20 protein-coding genes and 1 other RNA gene are annotated in these 16,993 nt (G+C 65.7%); 11 read left to right on the top strand and 10 right to left on the bottom strand.

The window, feature by feature from the left end; genetic code table 11:
• Positions 1-62 precede the first annotated feature (62 nt).
• The 4 genes from OMP44_RS16705 to OMP44_RS16690 are packed head-to-tail and all read right to left on the bottom strand — an operon-like array spanning position 63 to position 2,889.
• Positions 63-794, bottom strand: coding sequence for an amino acid ABC transporter ATP-binding protein (locus tag OMP44_RS16705; protein WP_187980901.1), 732 nt, complete (start codon positions 792-794; stop codon positions 63-65).
• A complete protein-coding gene (locus OMP44_RS16700; RefSeq protein ID WP_178083884.1) occupies positions 781-1,431 on the bottom strand; it encodes an amino acid ABC transporter permease in 651 nt (216 codons plus the stop codon). Before OMP44_RS16700 ends, OMP44_RS16705 begins: the two co-directional genes overlap by 14 nt.
• The gene (locus OMP44_RS16695) at positions 1,428-2,093 is read right to left on the bottom strand and encodes an amino acid ABC transporter permease (protein WP_133860466.1); all 666 of its coding nucleotides are present in this window, start codon (positions 2,091-2,093) and stop codon (positions 1,428-1,430) included. Before OMP44_RS16695 ends, OMP44_RS16700 begins: the two co-directional genes overlap by 4 nt.
• Positions 2,094-2,106: 13 nt before the next feature.
• On the bottom strand, positions 2,107-2,889 hold the full coding sequence (locus OMP44_RS16690; protein WP_187980902.1) for a transporter substrate-binding domain-containing protein: 783 nt from the start codon (positions 2,887-2,889) through the stop codon (positions 2,107-2,109).
• A 267-nt stretch (positions 2,890-3,156) separates the two neighbouring features.
• On the opposite strand from OMP44_RS16690, the gene OMP44_RS16685 reads away from it, so the two are divergent.
• The 5 genes from OMP44_RS16685 to OMP44_RS16665 all read left to right on the top strand — a co-directional run bounded on the left by OMP44_RS16685 (position 3,157) and on the right by OMP44_RS16665 (position 8,460).
• The gene (locus tag OMP44_RS16685; protein WP_187980903.1) at positions 3,157-3,852 is read left to right on the top strand and encodes a FadR/GntR family transcriptional regulator; all 696 of its coding nucleotides are present in this window, start codon (positions 3,157-3,159) and stop codon (positions 3,850-3,852) included.
• A gap of 227 nt (positions 3,853-4,079) precedes the next feature.
• Positions 4,080-4,406 carry a thioredoxin TrxA gene (gene trxA, locus OMP44_RS16680; RefSeq protein WP_017639417.1) on the top strand — a complete coding sequence of 109 codons (327 nt, stop codon included), beginning with the start codon at positions 4,080-4,082 and terminating at the stop codon, positions 4,404-4,406.
• Positions 4,407-4,632: 226 nt separating this feature from the next.
• Positions 4,633-5,895, top strand: a complete 1,263-nt coding sequence (gene rho / locus OMP44_RS16675; RefSeq protein ID WP_133860469.1) for a transcription termination factor Rho — start codon at positions 4,633-4,635, stop codon at positions 5,893-5,895.
• A gap of 118 nt (positions 5,896-6,013) precedes the next feature.
• A complete protein-coding gene (ubiD, locus tag OMP44_RS16670) occupies positions 6,014-7,480 on the top strand; it encodes a 4-hydroxy-3-polyprenylbenzoate decarboxylase (protein ID WP_187980904.1) in 1,467 nt (488 codons plus the stop codon).
• Between the two features lie 11 nt (positions 7,481-7,491).
• On the top strand, positions 7,492-8,460 hold the full coding sequence (locus tag OMP44_RS16665; RefSeq protein WP_280309804.1) for a CDP-6-deoxy-delta-3,4-glucoseen reductase: 969 nt from the start codon (positions 7,492-7,494) through the stop codon (positions 8,458-8,460).
• 147 nt (positions 8,461-8,607) lie between these two features.
• On the opposite strand, the gene glpT is transcribed toward OMP44_RS16665, so the two are convergent.
• Positions 8,608-9,948, bottom strand: a complete 1,341-nt coding sequence (gene glpT, locus OMP44_RS16660) for a glycerol-3-phosphate transporter (protein WP_158890196.1) — start codon at positions 9,946-9,948, stop codon at positions 8,608-8,610.
• Between the two features lie 190 nt (positions 9,949-10,138).
• Between glpT and OMP44_RS16655 the strand changes: the two genes are divergently transcribed.
• The gene (locus OMP44_RS16655; protein ID WP_208693144.1) at positions 10,139-11,164 is read left to right on the top strand and encodes a DUF5924 family protein; all 1,026 of its coding nucleotides are present in this window, start codon (positions 10,139-10,141) and stop codon (positions 11,162-11,164) included.
• Between the two features lie 45 nt (positions 11,165-11,209).
• Positions 11,210-11,617 carry a flagellar basal body-associated protein FliL gene (locus OMP44_RS16650; protein ID WP_261793911.1) on the top strand — a complete coding sequence of 136 codons (408 nt, stop codon included), beginning with the start codon at positions 11,210-11,212 and terminating at the stop codon, positions 11,615-11,617.
• A gap of 9 nt (positions 11,618-11,626) precedes the next feature.
• Here OMP44_RS16650 and OMP44_RS16645 read toward each other — a convergent pair whose 3' ends face one another.
• Positions 11,627-12,082: an EVE domain-containing protein gene (locus tag OMP44_RS16645; RefSeq protein ID WP_208693142.1), complete on the bottom strand. Its 456-nt coding sequence runs from the start codon at positions 12,080-12,082 to the stop codon at positions 11,627-11,629.
• Between the two features lie 182 nt (positions 12,083-12,264).
• Here OMP44_RS16645 and OMP44_RS16640 point away from each other — a divergent pair, with 182 nt between their 5' ends.
• Positions 12,265-12,432 carry a hypothetical protein gene (locus tag OMP44_RS16640; RefSeq protein ID WP_208693141.1) on the top strand — a complete coding sequence of 56 codons (168 nt, stop codon included), beginning with the start codon at positions 12,265-12,267 and terminating at the stop codon, positions 12,430-12,432.
• Here the strand turns inward: OMP44_RS16640 and OMP44_RS16635 are convergent.
• The 4 genes from OMP44_RS16635 to OMP44_RS16620 all read right to left on the bottom strand — a co-directional run bounded on the left by OMP44_RS16635 (position 12,399) and on the right by OMP44_RS16620 (position 13,815).
• Positions 12,399-13,034: a 5-formyltetrahydrofolate cyclo-ligase gene (locus OMP44_RS16635; protein WP_280309797.1), complete on the bottom strand. Its 636-nt coding sequence runs from the start codon at positions 13,032-13,034 to the stop codon at positions 12,399-12,401. The genes OMP44_RS16640 and OMP44_RS16635 overlap by 34 nt on opposite strands.
• A 9-nt stretch (positions 13,035-13,043) precedes the next feature.
• Positions 13,044-13,221: non-coding RNA, 6S RNA (gene ssrS, locus OMP44_RS16630), on the bottom strand.
• A 58-nt stretch (positions 13,222-13,279) separates the two neighbouring features.
• Positions 13,280-13,588, bottom strand: coding sequence for a cell division protein ZapA (locus OMP44_RS16625; protein ID WP_017639427.1), 309 nt, complete (start codon positions 13,586-13,588; stop codon positions 13,280-13,282).
• Positions 13,585-13,815, bottom strand: coding sequence for a TIGR02449 family protein (locus OMP44_RS16620; protein ID WP_007161334.1), 231 nt, complete (start codon positions 13,813-13,815; stop codon positions 13,585-13,587). Before OMP44_RS16620 ends, OMP44_RS16625 begins: the two co-directional genes overlap by 4 nt.
• A 98-nt stretch (positions 13,816-13,913) precedes the next feature.
• Between OMP44_RS16620 and OMP44_RS16615 the strand changes: the two genes are divergently transcribed.
• The 3 genes from OMP44_RS16615 to ubiH are packed head-to-tail and all read left to right on the top strand — an operon-like array spanning position 13,914 to position 16,992.
• A complete protein-coding gene (locus OMP44_RS16615; RefSeq protein ID WP_208693139.1) occupies positions 13,914-14,468 on the top strand; it encodes a UPF0149 family protein in 555 nt (184 codons plus the stop codon).
• A gap of 6 nt (positions 14,469-14,474) precedes the next feature.
• On the top strand, positions 14,475-15,824 hold the full coding sequence (gene pepP / locus OMP44_RS16610) for a Xaa-Pro aminopeptidase (protein ID WP_263259093.1): 1,350 nt from the start codon (positions 14,475-14,477) through the stop codon (positions 15,822-15,824).
• On the top strand, positions 15,811-16,992 hold the full coding sequence (ubiH, locus tag OMP44_RS16605; protein ID WP_273862542.1) for a 2-octaprenyl-6-methoxyphenyl hydroxylase: 1,182 nt from the start codon (positions 15,811-15,813) through the stop codon (positions 16,990-16,992). The genes pepP and ubiH overlap by 14 nt, the downstream gene beginning before the upstream one ends.
• Position 16,993: the final 1 nt, after the last annotated feature.

Raw genomic sequence — 16,993 nt, 5'->3', positions numbered from 1 at the left:
GGCTTCAAGCGCACAGCGGTTACGGTTGCGCAAAGTGGCAGAAAAAATAGGGTTTTTCCGCCTCAGGAAGCCACCTGGCCGATGAACTGGGCCAGTTCCGGTGTCTGCGGGTGGGCGAACAGCTCCTGGGGAGGACCGCTTTCGTGGACCTTGCCCTGGTGCATGAACACCAGCTTGTCGCCGACCTCGCGGGCGAATCTCATCTCGTGGGTGACCATGATCAGCGTCATGCCCTCGCGGGCCAGCTGCTTGACCACCGCCAGCACCTCGTTGACCAGTTCCGGATCCAGCGCCGAGGTGATTTCGTCACAGAGCAGCACCTTGGGCGACATGGCCAGGGCGCGGGCGATGGCTACCCGCTGCTGCTGACCGCCGGAGAGGCGGTCCGGATAGCTGTCGAATTTCTCCGCCAGGCCGACCCGGTCGAGCATCTGCCGCGCCAGGGCGCGGGCCTCGTCCTTGCTGGTCTTCCTGACCACCTGGGGCGCCAGCATCACGTTCTCGCCCACGGTCAGGTGCGGAAAGAGGTTGAACTGCTGGAAGACCATGCCGACCTTCTGCCGCAGCGAGCGGAGATTGACCCGGGCGGCGTCCAGGTATTCGCCGTCCACCTCGATGACGCCGTCGTTGATGGATTCCAGGCCGTTCAGGGTGCGCAGCAGGGTGCTCTTGCCCGAACCGCTCTTGCCGATGATGGCCACTACCTGGCCTTCCTCGACGGTCAGGTCGATGCCCTTGAGCACATGGTGGTTGCCATAGTGTTTGTGCAGGGCGGTCACTCTAAGCAGCGGCATGCAGTCTCCTTTCCAGCCAGCGTGCGGCCAGCGACAGCGGATAACAGAGGATGAAATAGCCCAGGGCCGCGAGGCCGTAGACGGTGAAGGGCTGGAAGGTGGCATTGGCGAGCATGCCGCCGATCTTGGTCAGCTCGGTGAAGCCGATGATGGAGGTCACCGCGGTACCCTTGACCACCTGCACCGAGAAGCCCACGGTGGGCGCCACGGCGATGCGCAGGGCCTGCGGCAGGATCACGTGGCGCAATTGCTCGAAGCGGCTCATCGCCAGGCTTTCCGAGGCTTCCCACTGACCGTGGGGAATGGCTTCGACGCAGCCCCGCCAGATCTCGGCGAGATAGGCGCTGGTGAACAGGGTCAGGGCCAGGCCGGCGGCCAGCCAGGCGGGGACTTCCAGACCCAGCAGCGACAGGCCGAAGAAGGTCAGGAACAGTTGCATCAGCAGCGGGGTGCCCTGGAACAGCTCGATGTAGCCGCGCGCCAGCAGGCGTAGCGGCCGGAGCGTCGAGTTGCGCGCCAGCAGGACCAGTGCGCTGGCCAGGCCGCCGAAGAGGAAGGCCGCCAGCGACAGCACCAGGGTCAGGCCGAGGCCGCTGGCCAGGCTGCGCAGGATGTCGGCGAGAGTGAAGTCCATCAACGCCTCCTGACGATGAAGAAGACGCCCAGCCAGTGCAGCGCCTGACGCACGCCAATGGCCATGAGCAGATAGATGAGGGTGGTCAGCAGATAGGTTTCGAAGGCGCGGAAGTTGCGCGACTGGATGAAGTTGGCGGCAAAGGTCAGCTCCTCGGTGGAAATCTGCGAGCACACCGCCGAGCCCAGCATCACGATCACCAGCTGGCTCGACAGCGCCGGCCAGACCTTGGCCAGGGCCGGACGCAGGATCACGTAGCGCAGGGTTTCGAAGCGGGTCATGGCCAGGGCCGCCGCCGCTTCCAGCTGGCCCCGCGGTATCGCCTGGATGCCGGCGCGGATGATCTCGGTGGAATAGGCGCCGAGGTTGATGACCATGGCCAGCACCGCCGCCTGGCCGGCTTCGATCCGCACCCCGATGGAGGGCAGGCCGAAGAAGATGAAGAACAGCTGGATCAGGAAGGGCGTATTGCGGATCAGCTCGACGTAGACCCCGAAGGCCTGGGCGAAGGGTTTCAGGCGCCAGGCGCGGCAGGTGGCGCCGACGATGCCGATGAGGATGCCGAAGAAGCCACCGATCACCGTCAGCTCAAGGGTGTAGAGCGCTCCCTTGAGCAGCAGGTCGCTCTGCGCGAGCACGGGCTGGAAGTCGAACTGATACGCCATGGCGCGTCGATCCTCAGAGAGCGGCCGGCAGGGGATCGCCCAGCCATTTTTCGGAGTTCTTGCTCAGGGTGCCGTCGGCGCGGGCCGCATCGATAATGGCATCGACCTTGTCCTTGAGCGCCGGCTCGTTCTTGTTGATGCCCACGTACACCGGCGAGTCCTTGAGCTTGACCTTGAGCACCGGTTCCTTGGCCGGGTTGCGCGCGCCGATCACCTTCATCACCACGCTGCCGCTGGCGATCAGCTCGGACTGCCCGGCCAGGTAGGCGGCGATGGTGGAATTGTTGTCCTCGAAGCGCTTGATCACGCTGTCCTTCGGCGCCACATCGGTGAGCGCCAGGTCTTCAATGGAGCCGCGGGTAACCGAGATCACCTTGCCGGCCAGCTGCTCGGGTGTGCTGATGGCGGCATCCTTGGGACCGAAGACGCCGAGATAGAAGGGCGCATAGGGCTTGCTGAAGTCGATGACCTTTTCCCGGTCGGGATTCTTGCCCAGGCTGGAGATGACCAGGTCGACCTTGCCGGTGGTCAGGAAGGGAATGCGGTTGGTGCTGTTGACCGGGGTGACTTCCAGCTTCACGTTCAGCTTGTCCGCCATCAGTTGCGCGGTGTCGATATCCAGGCCGCGCGGTTTGAGATCGGGTCCGACTGAACCGAAGGGCGGGAAGTCCTGTGGCACGGCGACCTTGAGCACGCCGCGCTGCTGGATATCGGCCAGTTGGTCGGCCTGGGCGGAGGTGTGCAGGGCGGTCAGGCCCAGGGCGAGCAGGGAGAGGGCGGTCCAGCGCTTGAGCATGACGAGACTCCGGAAGCAGGTTGGGATGGCTCTGCCCAGTGCATTTCATGTGCCAGCCGCCTGCCAGGGGGGCGCAAGGGCCGTCAGGCTTGAGGATTGGTCTTACTGGTCTGAACAGTTGCTCACCACAGCCGCCTGCGCTGGCGCTTGCCGTGAGCCGCTTTGGTGCGCGGTTGTAGCGGCGTGCTCCGCCTTGGGGCCGCACTTGAAGTCCCTGGAAATTGGGCATAAAAGGCAAGCTTCCGGACTGACTGGCCTGACCACGCCATGCCCCTCGCTGCCACCCGCGCCGTACCCCAATATGCCGTCGACGCCATTCGCCGACTGATCGAGACCGAAGGCTATGCCCCCGGCGCGGCCCTGCCCGCGCAGCGGGAGCTGGCCGAGCGGCTGGGGGTGAGTCGCGCCTCCCTGCGCGAGGCGCTGTCCACCCTGAGCGCCCTGGGCCTGGTCAGCGTCCAGCCCGGGCGCGGCGTCTATGTGCAGGCGGCGACGGGTACGGTGGACGGACACTGGCCCTTCGCCGACGAGGTGACGGCCGCCCATGTCTTCCAGCTGAGATTCGCCCTGGAAGGCTTCGCCGCCGGGCTGGCCGCCGTCACCCTGGGGCCCGCCGACCTGGATCGCCTGGAGGTCAATCTGGCCGCCCTGCACCGGGCGCTGCGGGCCAACGAGCTGGAAGAGGCGGCCGTGCTGGACTTCGACTTCCATCGCCAACTGCTGCTGGCCGCGGACAACCCGGCCATGCTGGCGGTGATCACCAGCAGCCCCGAACGCTTCCACGAGAGCCAGAAGCTGCCCTTCGTGCGCCCCGAGCGGGCCCTGGAAACCTGGCAGGAACACCGGCGCATCCTCAGGGCCCTGAGCCGCCGCTCGCCCGCGGCGGCGCAAAAGGCCATGCGCGAACATATCCGCAATGCGGCCCTGCGCAGTGGAACCCCCTTCACGGTTCCTGCTGTCTAAACAGCGAGCCACGATCGGTGGAACGGTGATCGACCAGGGTTGCAAAGGCGTCGGAAATGCAGCTCAACTCCGCTTTCTCGGGCCTTGTCGCCCGTTTGCCGGATCGTGAACCACCTCTGCCATCAATGCCGGTCATAGCCACCATCAATGTTCGAATGCTTTCGAAGTGACGGCGGCAGGGCTATCATGGCCATACTTCAAGTCGTACCCGAATTCGGAGAGAGTCAATGAGCGAATACATCACCAACGTCAGCGACGCCAGCTTCGAGCAGGACGTGCTGAAGTCCGACAGCCCCGTGCTGGTCGACTACTGGGCCGAATGGTGCGGTCCGTGCAAGATGATTGCGCCGGTTCTGGACGAGATCGCCAAGGACTACCAGGGCAAGCTCAAGGTCTGCAAACTGAACATCGATGAAAACCAGGACACCCCGCCGAAGTACGGCGTGCGCGGCATCCCGACCCTGATGCTGTTCAAGAACGGCGCGGTCGAGGCCACCAAGGTCGGCGCCCTGTCCAAGTCGCAACTGGCCGCCTTCCTCGACGCCAACGTCTGAGGCAGCCAGTCGAAAGCCCCGCCATGCGGGGCTTTTTTATGCCCGGACGGCTGGACGAGTACCCATGCAGGTGCTAGATTCCAGCCACGACCCCATCAGCGGGCCGTCTTCTCATCTGCTGTAGCCGTCAGTTCTCCTCTTCAGAACGCATCCCGCGAAGCTAATCTCGCATCCGGCCGCTCAGCTCGAATCCCTCCTTCGCCTCTTCTCACGTCAACATACGTCTATGAATCTGACCGAACTCAAGCAAAAGCCCATCACGGAACTGTTGGAAATGGCGGATGCCGCGGGCTTGGAAAACATGGCCCGGTCCCGCAAGCAGGACATCATCTTTGCGCTGCTTAAAAAGCACGCCAAGGGTGGCGACGAGATTTCCGGGGATGGCGTGCTGGAGATCCTGCAGGACGGCTTCGGCTTCCTGCGTAGCGCCGACTCCTCCTACCTGGCCGGTCCCGACGACATCTATGTCTCCCCCAGCCAGATCCGCCGCTTCAACCTGCGTACCGGCGACACCATCATCGGCAAGATTCGTCCGCCGAAAGAGGGCGAGCGCTATTTCGCGCTGCTCAAGGTCGACACCATCAACTTCGACCGTCCGGAAAACGCCAAGAACAAGGTGCTGTTCGAGAACCTCACGCCCCTGTTCCCCACCAAGCGCCTGACCATGGAAGCCGGCAACGGCTCCACCGAAGACCTCACCGGTCGGGTCATCGACCTCTGCGCCCCCATCGGCAAGGGTCAGCGCGGGCTGATCGTCGCGCCGCCCAAGGCCGGCAAGACCATCATGCTGCAGAACATCGCGGCCAACATCACCCGCAACAATCCCGAGTGCTACCTCATCGTGCTGCTCATCGACGAGCGTCCCGAGGAAGTGACCGAGATGCAGCGCACCGTGCGCGGTGAAGTGGTGGCCTCCACCTTCGACGAGCCGCCGACCCGCCACGTGCAGGTCGCCGACATGGTGATCGAGAAGGCCAAGCGCCTGGTCGAGCACAAGAAGGATGTGGTCATCCTGCTGGATTCCATCACCCGTCTGGCGCGGGCCTTCAACACCGTGATCCCCAGCTCCGGCAAGGTGCTCACCGGTGGTGTCGACGCCCATGCCCTGGAGAAGCCCAAGCGCTTCTTCGGCGCCGCCCGTAACATCGAGGAAGGCGGCAGCCTGACCATCATCGCTACCGCGCTGGTGGAAACCGGCTCGAAGATGGACGAGGTGATCTACGAGGAATTCAAGGGCACCGGCAACATGGAGCTGCCCCTGGAGCGTCGGATCGCCGAGAAGCGCGTCTTCCCGGCCATCAACATCAACAAGTCCGGCACCCGCCGCGAAGAGTTGCTCACCGACGAGGAAGAGCTGTCGCGCATGTGGATCCTGCGCAAGATCCTGCATCCGATGGACGAGATCGCCGGCATCGAATTCCTCCTCGACAAGTTGCGTCAGACCAAGACCAACAGCGAGTTCTTCGATTCGATGAGGCGCAGCAAGTAAGGCGCAGTCGCATGCAAAGGCCGGGAAATCCCGGCCTTTGGCGTTTCTGGGCCAGTGCTTTCTCGATGCGCGACTCAGGCGGTAGACTGCCAGACTTTCCCCAGCGCCAAGAGGCCGCATGCAATACCGAGATCTGCGTGACTTCATCCGCAGCCTGGAGCAGCGTGGTGAACTGAAGCGCGTGACCGCCCCGGTCTCGCCGATCCTCGAGATGACCGAAATCTGCGACCGGACCCTGCGCAAGCAGGGCCCGGCGTTGCTGTTCGAGAATCCCGTGGGCTTCTCCATGCCCGTGCTGGGCAACCTGTTCGGTACGCCCCAGCGTGTGGCGCTGGGCATGGGCGCCGAGGACGTCGGCGCCTTGCGCGAGATCGGCAAGCTGCTGGCCTTCCTCAAGGAGCCCGAGCCGCCCAAGGGCCTCAAGGACGCCTGGTCGAAGCTGCCGATCTACAAGAAGGTCATCAGCATGGCGCCCAAGGTGGTCAAGGATGCGCCCTGCCAGGAGGTGATCGAGGAGGGCGAGGCGGTCGATCTGGGCAAGTTGCCGATCCAGCACTGCTGGCCGGGCGACGTGGCGCCGCTGATCACCTGGGGCCTGACGGTCACCCGCGGGCCCAACAAGGAACGCCAGAACCTCGGCATCTATCGCCAGCAGGTCATCGGCCGCAACAAGCTGATCATGCGCTGGTTGAGTCACCGGGGCGGTGCCCTGGATTTCCGCGAGTGGTGCCAGAAGCATCCCGGCCAGCCCTACCCGGTGGCCGTGGCCCTGGGCGCTGATCCGGCCACCATCCTCGGCGCGGTCACTCCGGTACCCGACACCCTGTCCGAATACGCCTTTGCCGGCCTGCTGCGCGGCAGTCGCAGCGAACTGATCAAGTGCGTGGGCAACGACCTGCAGGTGCCGGCCAGTGCCGAGATCGTGCTGGAAGGGGTCATCCATCCGGGCGAGACCGCGCCGGAAGGGCCCTATGGCGATCACACCGGCTACTACAACGAGGTCGATACCTTCCCGGTCTTTACCGTGGAGCGCATCACCCGGCGCCGCGATCCCATCTATCACAGTACCTACACCGGGCGTCCGCCGGACGAGCCTGCCATCCTCGGCGTGGCGCTCAACGAAGTCTTCGTGCCCATCCTGCAAAAGCAGTTCCCGGAGATCGTCGACTTCTACCTGCCGCCGGAAGGCTGCTCCTACCGCATGGCGGTGGTGACCATCAAGAAGCAGTACCCCGGCCACGCCAAGCGGGTGATGCTGGGCGTCTGGTCGTTCCTGCGGCAGTTCATGTACACCAAGTTCGTGATCGTCACCGACGACGACATCAATGCCCGCGACTGGAACGACGTCATCTGGGCCGTGACCACGCGCATGGATCCCAAGCGCGACACCGTGATGATCGACAACACCCCCATCGACTACCTGGACTTCGCCTCGCCGATCTCCGGCCTGGGCTCGAAGATGGGCCTGGATGCCACCCACAAGTGGCCGGGCGAAACCACCCGCGAGTGGGGGCGGGCGATCGTCAAGGACGAAGCGGTGGTCAAACGGGTGGACGAGATGTGGTCCAGTCTCGGGATCGACTAACGGAGACGACGATGAAGGTCACCCTGCAGCCCTCGGGTGCGGTACTGCAAACCCAGCCCGGCGAGGCCATCCTGGCCGCCGCGCAGCGCCTCGGCTACAGCGGGCCGCACAGCTGCCGCAACGGCAATTGCCAGCTCTGCGCCGCGCTGCTGGTGGAGGGCCAGGTCGCCCAGCACGGCCAGACCGTCGATCATGGCGAGATCTATGTCTGCGTGGCCGTACCCCTGAGCGACTGCCTGCTGCAGTGGGACGGCGTCCTGGCGCCTGGCGAATTGCCGGTGCGCCAGCTGGCCTGCCAGGTGGTGGCCCTGGACGACGTGGGTGGCGATGTCCGCCGGGTGCGCCTGCGTGCTCCCGCCGGGCGGCCGCCGCGCTATCATGCCGGTCAGTACCTGCTGATCCAGCGCGACGACGGCAAGCAGTCGGCCTTTTCCCTGGCCTCGGCGCCCCATCAGGGGCGTGAGCTGGAATTGCACGTGCTGGCGCGCGAGGCCAGCAGCCAGGCGCTGCTGGCGCAACTGGAAAGCAAGGGTATGGCCCAGGTCGAGTTGCCCTATGGCGACGCCCATCTGGCCGAACTGCCTGAAGGCCCCCTGGTACTAATCGCCGCCGGGACCGGCATGGCCCAGATGCACAGCCTGATCGAAGATGCCCGTACCCGGGGCTTCGCCCATCCGGTGCACCTCTACTGGGGCGTGCGCACGCCGGACGACTTCTATGCCATCGAGGCCTGGGACGCCTGGGCGGAGCTGCCCAATCTCACCCTGAACCGGGTGGTGAGCGATGCCGGTGGCTGGGCAGGGCGCTGTGGTCTGCTGCACGAGGTGGTACGTGCGGATTTCGCCGACCTGAGCGGCCTGCACGTCTATGCCAGCGGCTCGCCGGCGATGGTCTATGCCACCCTGGACGCCCTGGTGGAAGCCGGCATGGACGCACACCAGATGCGCGCTGACGTCTTCGCCTACGCGCCGCGGGGGTGAGCCTATCGCGGCCAAGGGCCGCTCCTACGGGTAAGCTCTACCTGTAGGAGCGGCCCATGGCCGCGATTGATCGAAAAGCACAAAGCGTTTTCGACCAGGACCCAGAGTGGATGAAGCTGTGCCGTCATCCACCCTGGGCAATCGGCGCTACCGCGCCGACTTGGCCACCATGCCGGTGTGTCTCAGGGTCATCGCCAGGAAGACGATGGCCAGGACACAGGAGCCGATCAGCAGCATGAAGCCGCCATCCCAGCCGAAGTGGTCCACGGTGTAGCCGACCAGGGCGTTGGCCGCGACCGAGCCACCCAGGTAGCCGAACAGCCCGGTGAAGCCCGCGGCGGTGCCGGCGGCCTTCTTGGGTACCAGTTCCAGCGCCTGCAGGCCGATCAGCATCACCGGTCCGTAGATCAGGAAGCCGATGGATACCAGGGCCGCCAGATCGATGCCGGGATTGCCTTCCGGGTTGAGCCAGTAGACTAGGGTGGCGACCAGCACGCCGAGCATGAACACCACGCCGGTGGCACCGCGGTTGCCGCGGAACAGCTTGTCCGAGAGCCAGCCGCAGAGCAGGGTGCCGGGGATGCCGGCCCATTCGTAGAAGAAGTAGGCCCAGGAGGTCTTGTCCACCGAGAAGTGCTTGGCTTCCTTGAGGTAGGTGGGGGCCCAGTCCAGCACGCCATAGCGCAGCAGGTAGACGAAGACGTTGGCCAGGGCGATGTACCAGAGCAGGCGATTCTTCAGCACGTACTCGACGAAGATCTCCTTGGTGGAGAATTCGCGTTCGTGACCTTCGCTGTAGCCCTCGGGGAAGTCCTGTTTCCAGTGTTCCACCGATGGCAGGCCGCAGGACTGCGGGGTGTCGCGCATGGCGATGAAGGCGAAGACCGCCACTGCCAGGGCCACCACGGCCGGGACATAGAAGGCGGCGTGCCAGTCGTTGAACCAGGCCAGGCCAAGCAGGAACAGCGGGCCGATCAGGCCGCCGCCGACGTTGTGGGCGACGTTCCATACCGAGACCACCCCGCCACGCTCCTTCTGCGACCACCAGTGCACCATGGTGCGACCGCTGGGCGGCCAGCCCATGCCCTGGAACCAGCCGTTGAGGAACAGCAGGACGAACATGATGCTGACACTGGAGGTGGCCCAGGGCGCGAATCCGAACAGCAGCATTACCAGCGCCGACATCACCAGCCCGAAGGGCAGGAAGTAGCGCGGATTGGAGCGGTCCGAGACCAGCCCCATGAGGAACTTGGACAGGCCGTAGGCGATGGCTACCGCGGACAGCGCCACCCCCAGTTCACCCCGGCTGTAGCCTTGCTCCACCAGGTAGGGCATAGCCAGCGAGAAGTTCTTGCGCAGCAGGTAGTAGCCGGCATAGCCGATAAAGATCCCGGCGAAGATCTGCCAGCGGAGACGGCGGTAGACGGGATCGATGCGATCGGCGGGCAGCGGCGTGCGATGGGCCGCAGGGGCGAAGATTCCAAGCATGGGAGCCTCGGTATTGTTATAGGTATTAATCGAAAGCGAACATTCCAGGTTCGTTTTCGAATATTACAATGATATTACAGCCTGCACAGGCTTTTCCGCCCTGTGGCAGCGAGCGCCAGGATTCCCCCTTGATCTGCGGGGGTTGCGCGCCTAGGGTGGCGCGTCTTTGCTGCCGTTTTAACGAGTCGTCATGCCTGCCTGGAAAGTCCTGTCCTCCCGCGCCCTGAACCTGGCCACCGCCCTGTTCGAACGCTATCCGCGGCTGATCGCCCTGGCCGGCTTCATTTCGGGGATCTGCAGTTTCCTGCTGGTGGACCGGCAGAAGGGCTTCGCCCCGGTAATGGCCGTGGTCATGCTGGCGAGCTGGGTCTGGCTGATGCTGGAAAATGTGCTGCGGGGCTGGATCAGTCGCCGCTTCGGCTGGGAGTTGCCGCCGCCGCTGCTGCGCTACGCCACCCAGCTGATCCACCAGGAAAGCCTGTTCTTCTGCCTGCCGTTCTTTGCCATCACCACCGCCTGGAACAGCGGCCAGGCGCTGTTCACCGGGCTGATCGGCGCGGCCGCGCTGGTGTCCATCATCGATCCGCTCTACTACAAGGCCCTGGCGCCGCGGCGCTGGGTGTTCCTCAGCTACCACACCCTGACCCTGTTCGCGGTGCTGCTCACCGCCCTGCCGATCATCCTGCACCTGACCACCACCCAGAGCTACGAACTGGCCCTGGGCGTCGCCGTGCTGCTGTCCTTTCCCAGTCTGGCGGTGGCCTTCCGGGTACGCCTGGGCTGGCGCTGGCTGGGACTGCTGGGGCTGTGCCTGGCCATCGGCGCCTTCGGCTGGCTGGGTCGCGCCTGGGTACCGCCGGCCACCCTGTGGCTGACCGACATGGGCATGAGCACCAACTTCGACAGCCTCAAGCGCCAGCCGGGCGATGCGGTGAGAAGCCTGAGCAGTGCCCAGCTGCGTGCCCAGGGACTCTATGCCTTCACCGCCATCAATGCGCCGCGCGGCCTGAACGAGCGCATCTACCATGTCTGGCGGCATGCCGGTCAGGAGGTGGATCGGATTCCGCTGGATATCAGCGGCGGTCGCGAGGCCGGTTATCGCGCCTGGACCCACAAGCAGAACTTTCCCGGCGACGTGACCGGCCGTTGGCAGGTGCAAGTGGTGACGGACGTCGGCCAGGTGATCGGAACCCTCAGGTTCGAGGTGACCCCTTGAATCCCGCTGGCTATGCTGCAGCCATTCACCTCCAGAGGATTCGCCGTGAAAGCCGTCGCTGCCGTTTTGCTGTCCTTCTGCCTGGCCTTCAATGTCTGGGCGAACGAAGAGAAGAAGGAAGGGGAGGCCCCCAAGACCGAATTCTACAACCTGACCCCGGCGCTGGTCGGCAACTATGGCAGCGGTCCCAAGCTCAAGTACTACAAGGCCGACATCGCCCTGATGATGACCGGCAAGGAAGCCAAGGATAGGGTGGAATTCCACGAGCCGCTGATCCGCAATCAGCTGGTGATGCTCTTCGCCCAGCAGACCGACGAGACCCTGGCCGGGGTGGACGCCCGCGAGAAACTGCGCCAGGAGGCGCTCAAGCAGGTGCAGAGCATCCTTACCCAGGAGGAGGGCAAGCCCTTGGTGGAGGACCTGCTGTTCAACAACCTGATCATCCAGCCCTGAGGTCGACGGTCAGCCGCGCGCCGCGGCAACGATCGCCGTCCACTCCGCCGGGCTGACCGGCATCACCGACAGGCGGTTGCCCTTGCGCAGCAGGGCGAAGTCGGCGAGTGCCGGCAACTGGCGCAGGCGCGGCAGGGTCAGCACCCGCGGAAAAGCCTCGACGAAGGCGACCTGGCGCGCCGTCCAGGGATTGTCCTCGGCGCTGGCCTTGGGCGCATGGTAGGGGCTTTCGGGGTCCAGGGCGGTAGGGTCCGCGAAGGCCGCGCCGACGATGCGGCCGATGCCGGCGATGCCCGGTTCGGCGCAACTCGAATGATGAAAGAAGAACAGTTCGTCGGATGCCATGGCGCGCAGGAAGTTACGCGCCTGGTAATTGCGCACCCCGTCCCAGCGCGCCTGGCCCAGGCGCTCCAGGTCGGTTAGCGAGAACTCATCGGGCTCGGATTTCAACAGCCAGCAGGCCACGGTTCGTCTCCTGACGAATGGAGGCTCGGGAGCTTCCAGGAAAGGGTCTGGTCGATTGCAAGGGGCGACCGCTTGTCGCAGAATGCCGCCCATTCCGGATGTAGTCTGATCGTACGCGCTGAGCATAACAGGGCGACGTCCTGTCCTGCCCAAAGGTGCCAGCAAGGGGGTGGCCCAGCTCGATGAAACGCAAACCTGATCTGTTGTGGGTGCTGGTCCTGATCTTCACCCTGGGCGTGGTCACCACCGGGTACACCCAGAGTTTCTGGGAGCAGCGCCAGAGCGAGCAGCAGTACGCCCGCTATACCAGCGACGCTCAGCCGACGCGGGACGTCTCTCCCATTCGCTGAGCGTACCAGTCGCCATCGCTCACCACGGCCGCCATGGGCACGTCCCAGGCCGCCAGTGCCAGTCGCTCCACCTTCTGACATTCATGGGCGCAGCCGATCAGCTGCGGACGGTGCCACTGCCGCCGGCGCGCCAGGTAGGCCAGGTTGCGGTCATAGAAGCCCTTGCCCATGCCCAGGCGTCCGCCCTGGGGATCAAAGCCCACCAGTGGCATCAGGATCAGATCCAGGGCCCAGGTCGGCCGACCCAGGCGCCGATCCGGGCGCGGCTCGGCGATGCCGAAGCGATTGCGCACCCAGGATTCGCCGCGACCGACCCGCTGAAAGATCATCGCCGTTCGCGGCCAACGCGAAAGCACGGGCAGATAGGTGGCCTTGCCGCGACGCTGGGCTGCTTCGAGCAGCGGGCGCGGATCGATCTCGCCATCGCTGGGGAGATAGAAGGCGATATGCCGGGCACGGCGAAACAGCGGATGCTGGGCGAGTTGCCGATAGAGCTGGCGAGCGGCCTGGCGTTGCTGGACGGGGGTAAGGGCGCGACGTCGCTGGCGGAGGAGCTTGCGCAGCGCGGGCCTGCTGAGATCGGGAGAAGGCGGGGTGGTCATGGAAAAAATAAGCTCTCCGGAATGCCGCTGCCGGTGTAGCCCTTGAACCCTTGGTTCAAGGTGGGAGAAGTCGTAGACCTTTAGGCTTTCCGCCGTAGCGGACATGCACACCAGTCTTACGAGCAACCCCCGGGGTGTTGCTTATCGGCTCGGGGACATGACCGACTGGCGCACACACCAGAGAGTGACCTCCAGTATACGCCCCTGAGCCGGGATGCAAACCCCCCACCCATTCCGGTCGGCGGTCAGGCGGTGGTGTCGTGTTCGGTGATCAGCGCCCGGTCGACGCGATCCAGCAGATCACGGACCCGTTCGCGGGTGCTGCTGACTTCCAGGCTGACGTCGTCCTGGCGGTGCAGCAATTCGTGGGTGATGTTGAGGGCGGCCATCACCGCTACGCGGTCGGCGCCAATGACCTTGCCGCTGGCGCGGATCTCGCGCATCTTGCCGTCCAGGTAGCGAGCGGTGCTCTCCAGGTTGGCGCGCTCGTCAGCCGGGCAGCTGATGCGATATTCCTTTTCCATTATCTGGACGGTCACGGTCTCGATGCTCATGAGTCCTGCTCCAAAGCTTTCAGGCGTAAAATCATCGCTTCGACCTTCGATCTGGCCAATTCGTTCTTTTCGATCAACTCGGCGCGCTCCTGGCGCCAGTTGCGCTCGCCCTGGCGCAGTTGTCGATTCTGCCGCTGCAGCTCCTCGAGGCGCAGGAGCAGGCGCTCCACACGGTCACCGAGGGCTTCCAGATCGGCGTCGAGGGGCGTGTCGCGAGACTCGCGCATGAGGGCTACAGCTCCAGAAGGGTGCAACGAGATTGGCCGCCGGCGGGGTCAGCGCGTAGGATAAGGCTTCATTCTAGCCAGCGCCTCACCTCGACGCCATGTCCAGCTCAGCATCCGCCTACGCCGCCTTCGCCACCCTGCTCGCCGAGGCCGCTTTGCCGGTCTCGCCCGCCGAACTCCAAGGTCACCTGCTCGGGCGGGTCTGTGGGGGCGCGGGTTTCGACGAGAACGACTGGCTGGCCGCGGCCAGCGAGCTGCTCGGTGGCGCGCCGGGCGAGCGTCTGCAGGCGGCGCTGTCGGGGCTGCTGGGCATGGTGCAGCAGGAATTCGCCGGCCAGCAGGTGGCCCTGGTGCTGATGCTGCCGCCGGACGACTTCCCCCTGGCCGAGCGTACCGCCGCCCTGGGCCAGTGGTGCCAGGGCTTCCTGGCCGGTTTTGGGCTTTCCGGGCGCACCGGCGAGGTCTCGGGCGAGGCCCGCGAGGTGCTCGAGGACCTCGCGGCCATCGCGCAGATCCAGGAGCCCGCCGAAGAAGGCGAAGAGGGCGAGAACGACTTCATGGAAGTCACCGAATACCTGCGCGTCGCTCCGCTGCTGCTGTACGGCGAATACGGGCGCGGCCCCATCCCCGAACCTGCGCCCGTGGTGCACTGAGCGGCCATGCCGCGGATCCACAAGGCCGAATTCGCCCGTCGCCGCCGCGCCCTGATGGCGGAGATCGGCCACGGCGGCATCGCCCTGCTGCCCGCCGCGCCGGTGTGCCTGCGCAATCGCGACATCGAGCAGCCCTATCGCCAGGACAGCGACTTCCAGTACCTCACCGGTTTTCCCGAGCCCGAGGCCCTGGCCGTGCTGATTCCCGGCCGGGCCCACGGTGAATACCTGCTGTTCTGCCGCGAACGGGACGCGGAGCTGGAACGCTGGGAGGGCCGGCGCGCCGGTCAGGAAGGGGCGCTGGCCGACTATGGCGCGGACGATGCCTTTCCCATCGGCGATCTGGACGACATCCTGCCCGGCCTGCTGGAAGGGCGCGAGCGGGTCTACTACGCCATGGGCGCCCATCCGGAATTCGAGCGGCAACTGCTCAACTGGATCGAACTGATCCGCGCCAAGGCCGACCAGGGCGCCTCGCCGCCGCGGGAGCTGCTGGCGCTGGATACCCTGCTGCACGACAGCCGGCTGTACAAGTCGGCCGCCGAGGTGCGCCTGCTCAAGGCCGCCGCCGAATTGACCTGTGCGGCCCACCTGCGTGCCATGCAGGCCTGCCAACCGGGGCTGCGCGAGTATCACCTGGAGGCCGAGCTGGACTACTGCTTCCGCCAGGGCGGGGCCCGACTGGCGGCCTATGGCTCCATCGTTGCCGCCGGGGCCAATGCCTGCGTCATGCACTACCAGGCCAACGATGCGCCCCTGCGCGACGGCGACCTGGTGCTGATCGATGCCGGGTGCGAACTGGAGTGCTATGCCAGCGACGTGACCCGTACCTTTCCGGTCAATGGCCGCTTCTCGCCGGAGCAGCGGCAGCTGTACGACATCGTGCTGGCCGCCAACCAGGCCGCCATTGCCTGCGTGGCGCCCGGGCGGCACTGGAACGAACCCCACGAAGCCACGGTCAGGGTGATCACCGAAGGGCTGTTGGCGCTGGGTCTGCTCCAGGGCGAACTGGACGACCTGATCGAGACGGGCGCCTGTCGGCAGTTCTACATGCACCGTGCTGGTCACTGGCTGGGGCTGGATGTCCATGACGTCGGCGAATACCGCATCGGCGATCAGTGGCGGATGCTGGAGCCGGGCATGGCGCTGACCGTGGAGCCCGGACTGTATATCCCGGTGGAGGCCGAGGTGCCGCGCAAATGGCGCGGCCTGGGTATCCGCATCGAGGACGAGGTGCTGGTGACGCGCAGTGGTTGCGAGGTGCTGACCGCCGGCCTGCCCAAGGCGGCCGCGGAGATCGAAGGCTTGATGGCGGCCGCGCGCGACCGCCGGGAGAACGCTCATGCAACGTCCTGATATCGCCATCATCGGTGGCGGCCTGGTGGGTGCCAGTCTGGCCCTGGCCCTGCAGGCCGGCGCCAAGGCGCGCGGCTGGCGCATCCTGCTGGTGGAGCCCTTCGCCCCCGGCGACACCTATCAGCCCAGCTACGATGCCCGCTCCTCGGCGCTGTCCTACGGCTCGCGGCTGATCTACCAGCGCCTTGGCGTCTGGGATGCCCTGGCCGAACACGCCGAGGCGATCCGCGAGATCCAGGTTTCCGACCAGGGCCGCTTCGGCGTGACCCAGCTGCTCGCCCGCGACGAGAATCTGCCGGCGCTGGGCTATGTGGTGGAGAACGCCTGGATCGGCCAGGTGCTCTGGCAGGCGCTGGATCACGAGGTCGTGGAATGGCGCTGCCCGGCCGAGGTGCGCACGCTCACCGCCGTTGCCGATGGCTATCGCCTGGAGCTGGATGATGGCGACATCCTCGAATGCGGCCTGGCGGTACTGGCCGACGGCGGTCGCTCGGCGCTGCGCGAATCCCTCGGCATCGAGGTGCGGCGGACGGTCTATGAGCAGACCGCGCTGATCGCCAACGTCTCGACCAATCTGGGTCATGGTGGTCGCGCCTTCGAGCGCTTCACCCCCCACGGCCCCCTGGCGCTGCTGCCCCTGCCGGGTCAGCGCAGCGCCCTGGTCTGGACCCAGCCGGATGCCGAGGCGTTGCGCCTGCAACAGGCGCCCGACGCCGTCTTTCTCGCCGAATTGCAGCAGGCGGTGGGCTATCGCCTGGGCAGCTTCACCCAGGTCGGCACCCGCCATGCCTATCCCCTGACCCTGCTGGAAGCCAACGAGCAGATCCGCCCGCACCTGGTGGTCCTGGGCAATGCCGCCCACAGCCTGCACCCCATCGCCGGCCAAGGCTTCAACCTGTCCCTGCGCGATGTCGACAGCCTGGCCGAGTGCCTGCTGGAGAGCGCCGCGGCACCCGGCGACTTCGCCGCCCTGCAGGACTACCTGCAGGGCCAGCGCCTGGACCAGCAGCTGACCATCGGCTTTTCCGATCGCATCACCCGGCTGTTCTCCAACAGCCGGCCCTGGCTCAGTGCCGGACGCAACCTGGGCCTGGTCGGCCTGGAACTGTGCCCGCCGGCCAAGAGTGCCTTCGCCCGCCAGGCCATGGGCCTGGGTACCCGTCCCTGAC

It is taken from the genome of Pseudomonas flavocrustae (assembly GCF_029872515.1).
In the GTDB taxonomy this organism is placed as follows: domain Bacteria; phylum Pseudomonadota; class Gammaproteobacteria; order Pseudomonadales; family Pseudomonadaceae; genus Chryseomonas; species Chryseomonas aestiva.
The sequence above is the reverse complement of the archived record's forward strand: the minus strand, read 5'-3'. Positions and strand labels throughout refer to the sequence as shown.

Bases quoted from the DNA above. Each gene is read 5' to 3' on its own strand.
- OMP44_RS16705 (WP_187980901.1), bottom strand. From the start codon at position 794: ATGCCGCTGCTTAGAGTGACCGCCCTGCACAAACACTATGGCAACCAC.
- OMP44_RS16695 (WP_133860466.1), bottom strand. From the start codon at position 2,093: ATGGCGTATCAGTTCGACTTCCAGCCCGTGCTCGCGCAGAGCGACCTG.
- OMP44_RS16690 (WP_187980902.1), bottom strand. From the start codon at position 2,889: ATGCTCAAGCGCTGGACCGCCCTCTCCCTGCTCGCCCTGGGCCTGACC.
- OMP44_RS16685 (WP_187980903.1), top strand. From the start codon at position 3,157: ATGCCCCTCGCTGCCACCCGCGCCGTACCCCAATATGCCGTCGACGCC.
- trxA (WP_017639417.1), top strand. From the start codon at position 4,080: ATGAGCGAATACATCACCAACGTCAGCGACGCCAGCTTCGAGCAGGAC.
- rho (WP_133860469.1), top strand. From the start codon at position 4,633: ATGAATCTGACCGAACTCAAGCAAAAGCCCATCACGGAACTGTTGGAA.
- ubiD (WP_187980904.1), top strand. From the start codon at position 6,014: ATGCAATACCGAGATCTGCGTGACTTCATCCGCAGCCTGGAGCAGCGT.
- OMP44_RS16665 (WP_280309804.1), top strand. From the start codon at position 7,492: ATGAAGGTCACCCTGCAGCCCTCGGGTGCGGTACTGCAAACCCAGCCC.
- glpT (WP_158890196.1), bottom strand. From the start codon at position 9,948: ATGCTTGGAATCTTCGCCCCTGCGGCCCATCGCACGCCGCTGCCCGCC.
- OMP44_RS16655 (WP_208693144.1), top strand. From the start codon at position 10,139: ATGCCTGCCTGGAAAGTCCTGTCCTCCCGCGCCCTGAACCTGGCCACC.
- OMP44_RS16640 (WP_208693141.1), top strand. From the start codon at position 12,265: ATGAAACGCAAACCTGATCTGTTGTGGGTGCTGGTCCTGATCTTCACC.
- OMP44_RS16635 (WP_280309797.1), bottom strand. From the start codon at position 13,034: ATGACCACCCCGCCTTCTCCCGATCTCAGCAGGCCCGCGCTGCGCAAG.
- OMP44_RS16625 (WP_017639427.1), bottom strand. From the start codon at position 13,588: ATGAGCATCGAGACCGTGACCGTCCAGATAATGGAAAAGGAATATCGC.
- OMP44_RS16620 (WP_007161334.1), bottom strand. From the start codon at position 13,815: ATGCGCGAGTCTCGCGACACGCCCCTCGACGCCGATCTGGAAGCCCTC.
- OMP44_RS16615 (WP_208693139.1), top strand. From the start codon at position 13,914: ATGTCCAGCTCAGCATCCGCCTACGCCGCCTTCGCCACCCTGCTCGCC.
- pepP (WP_263259093.1), top strand. From the start codon at position 14,475: ATGCCGCGGATCCACAAGGCCGAATTCGCCCGTCGCCGCCGCGCCCTG.
- ubiH (WP_273862542.1), top strand. From the start codon at position 15,811: ATGCAACGTCCTGATATCGCCATCATCGGTGGCGGCCTGGTGGGTGCC.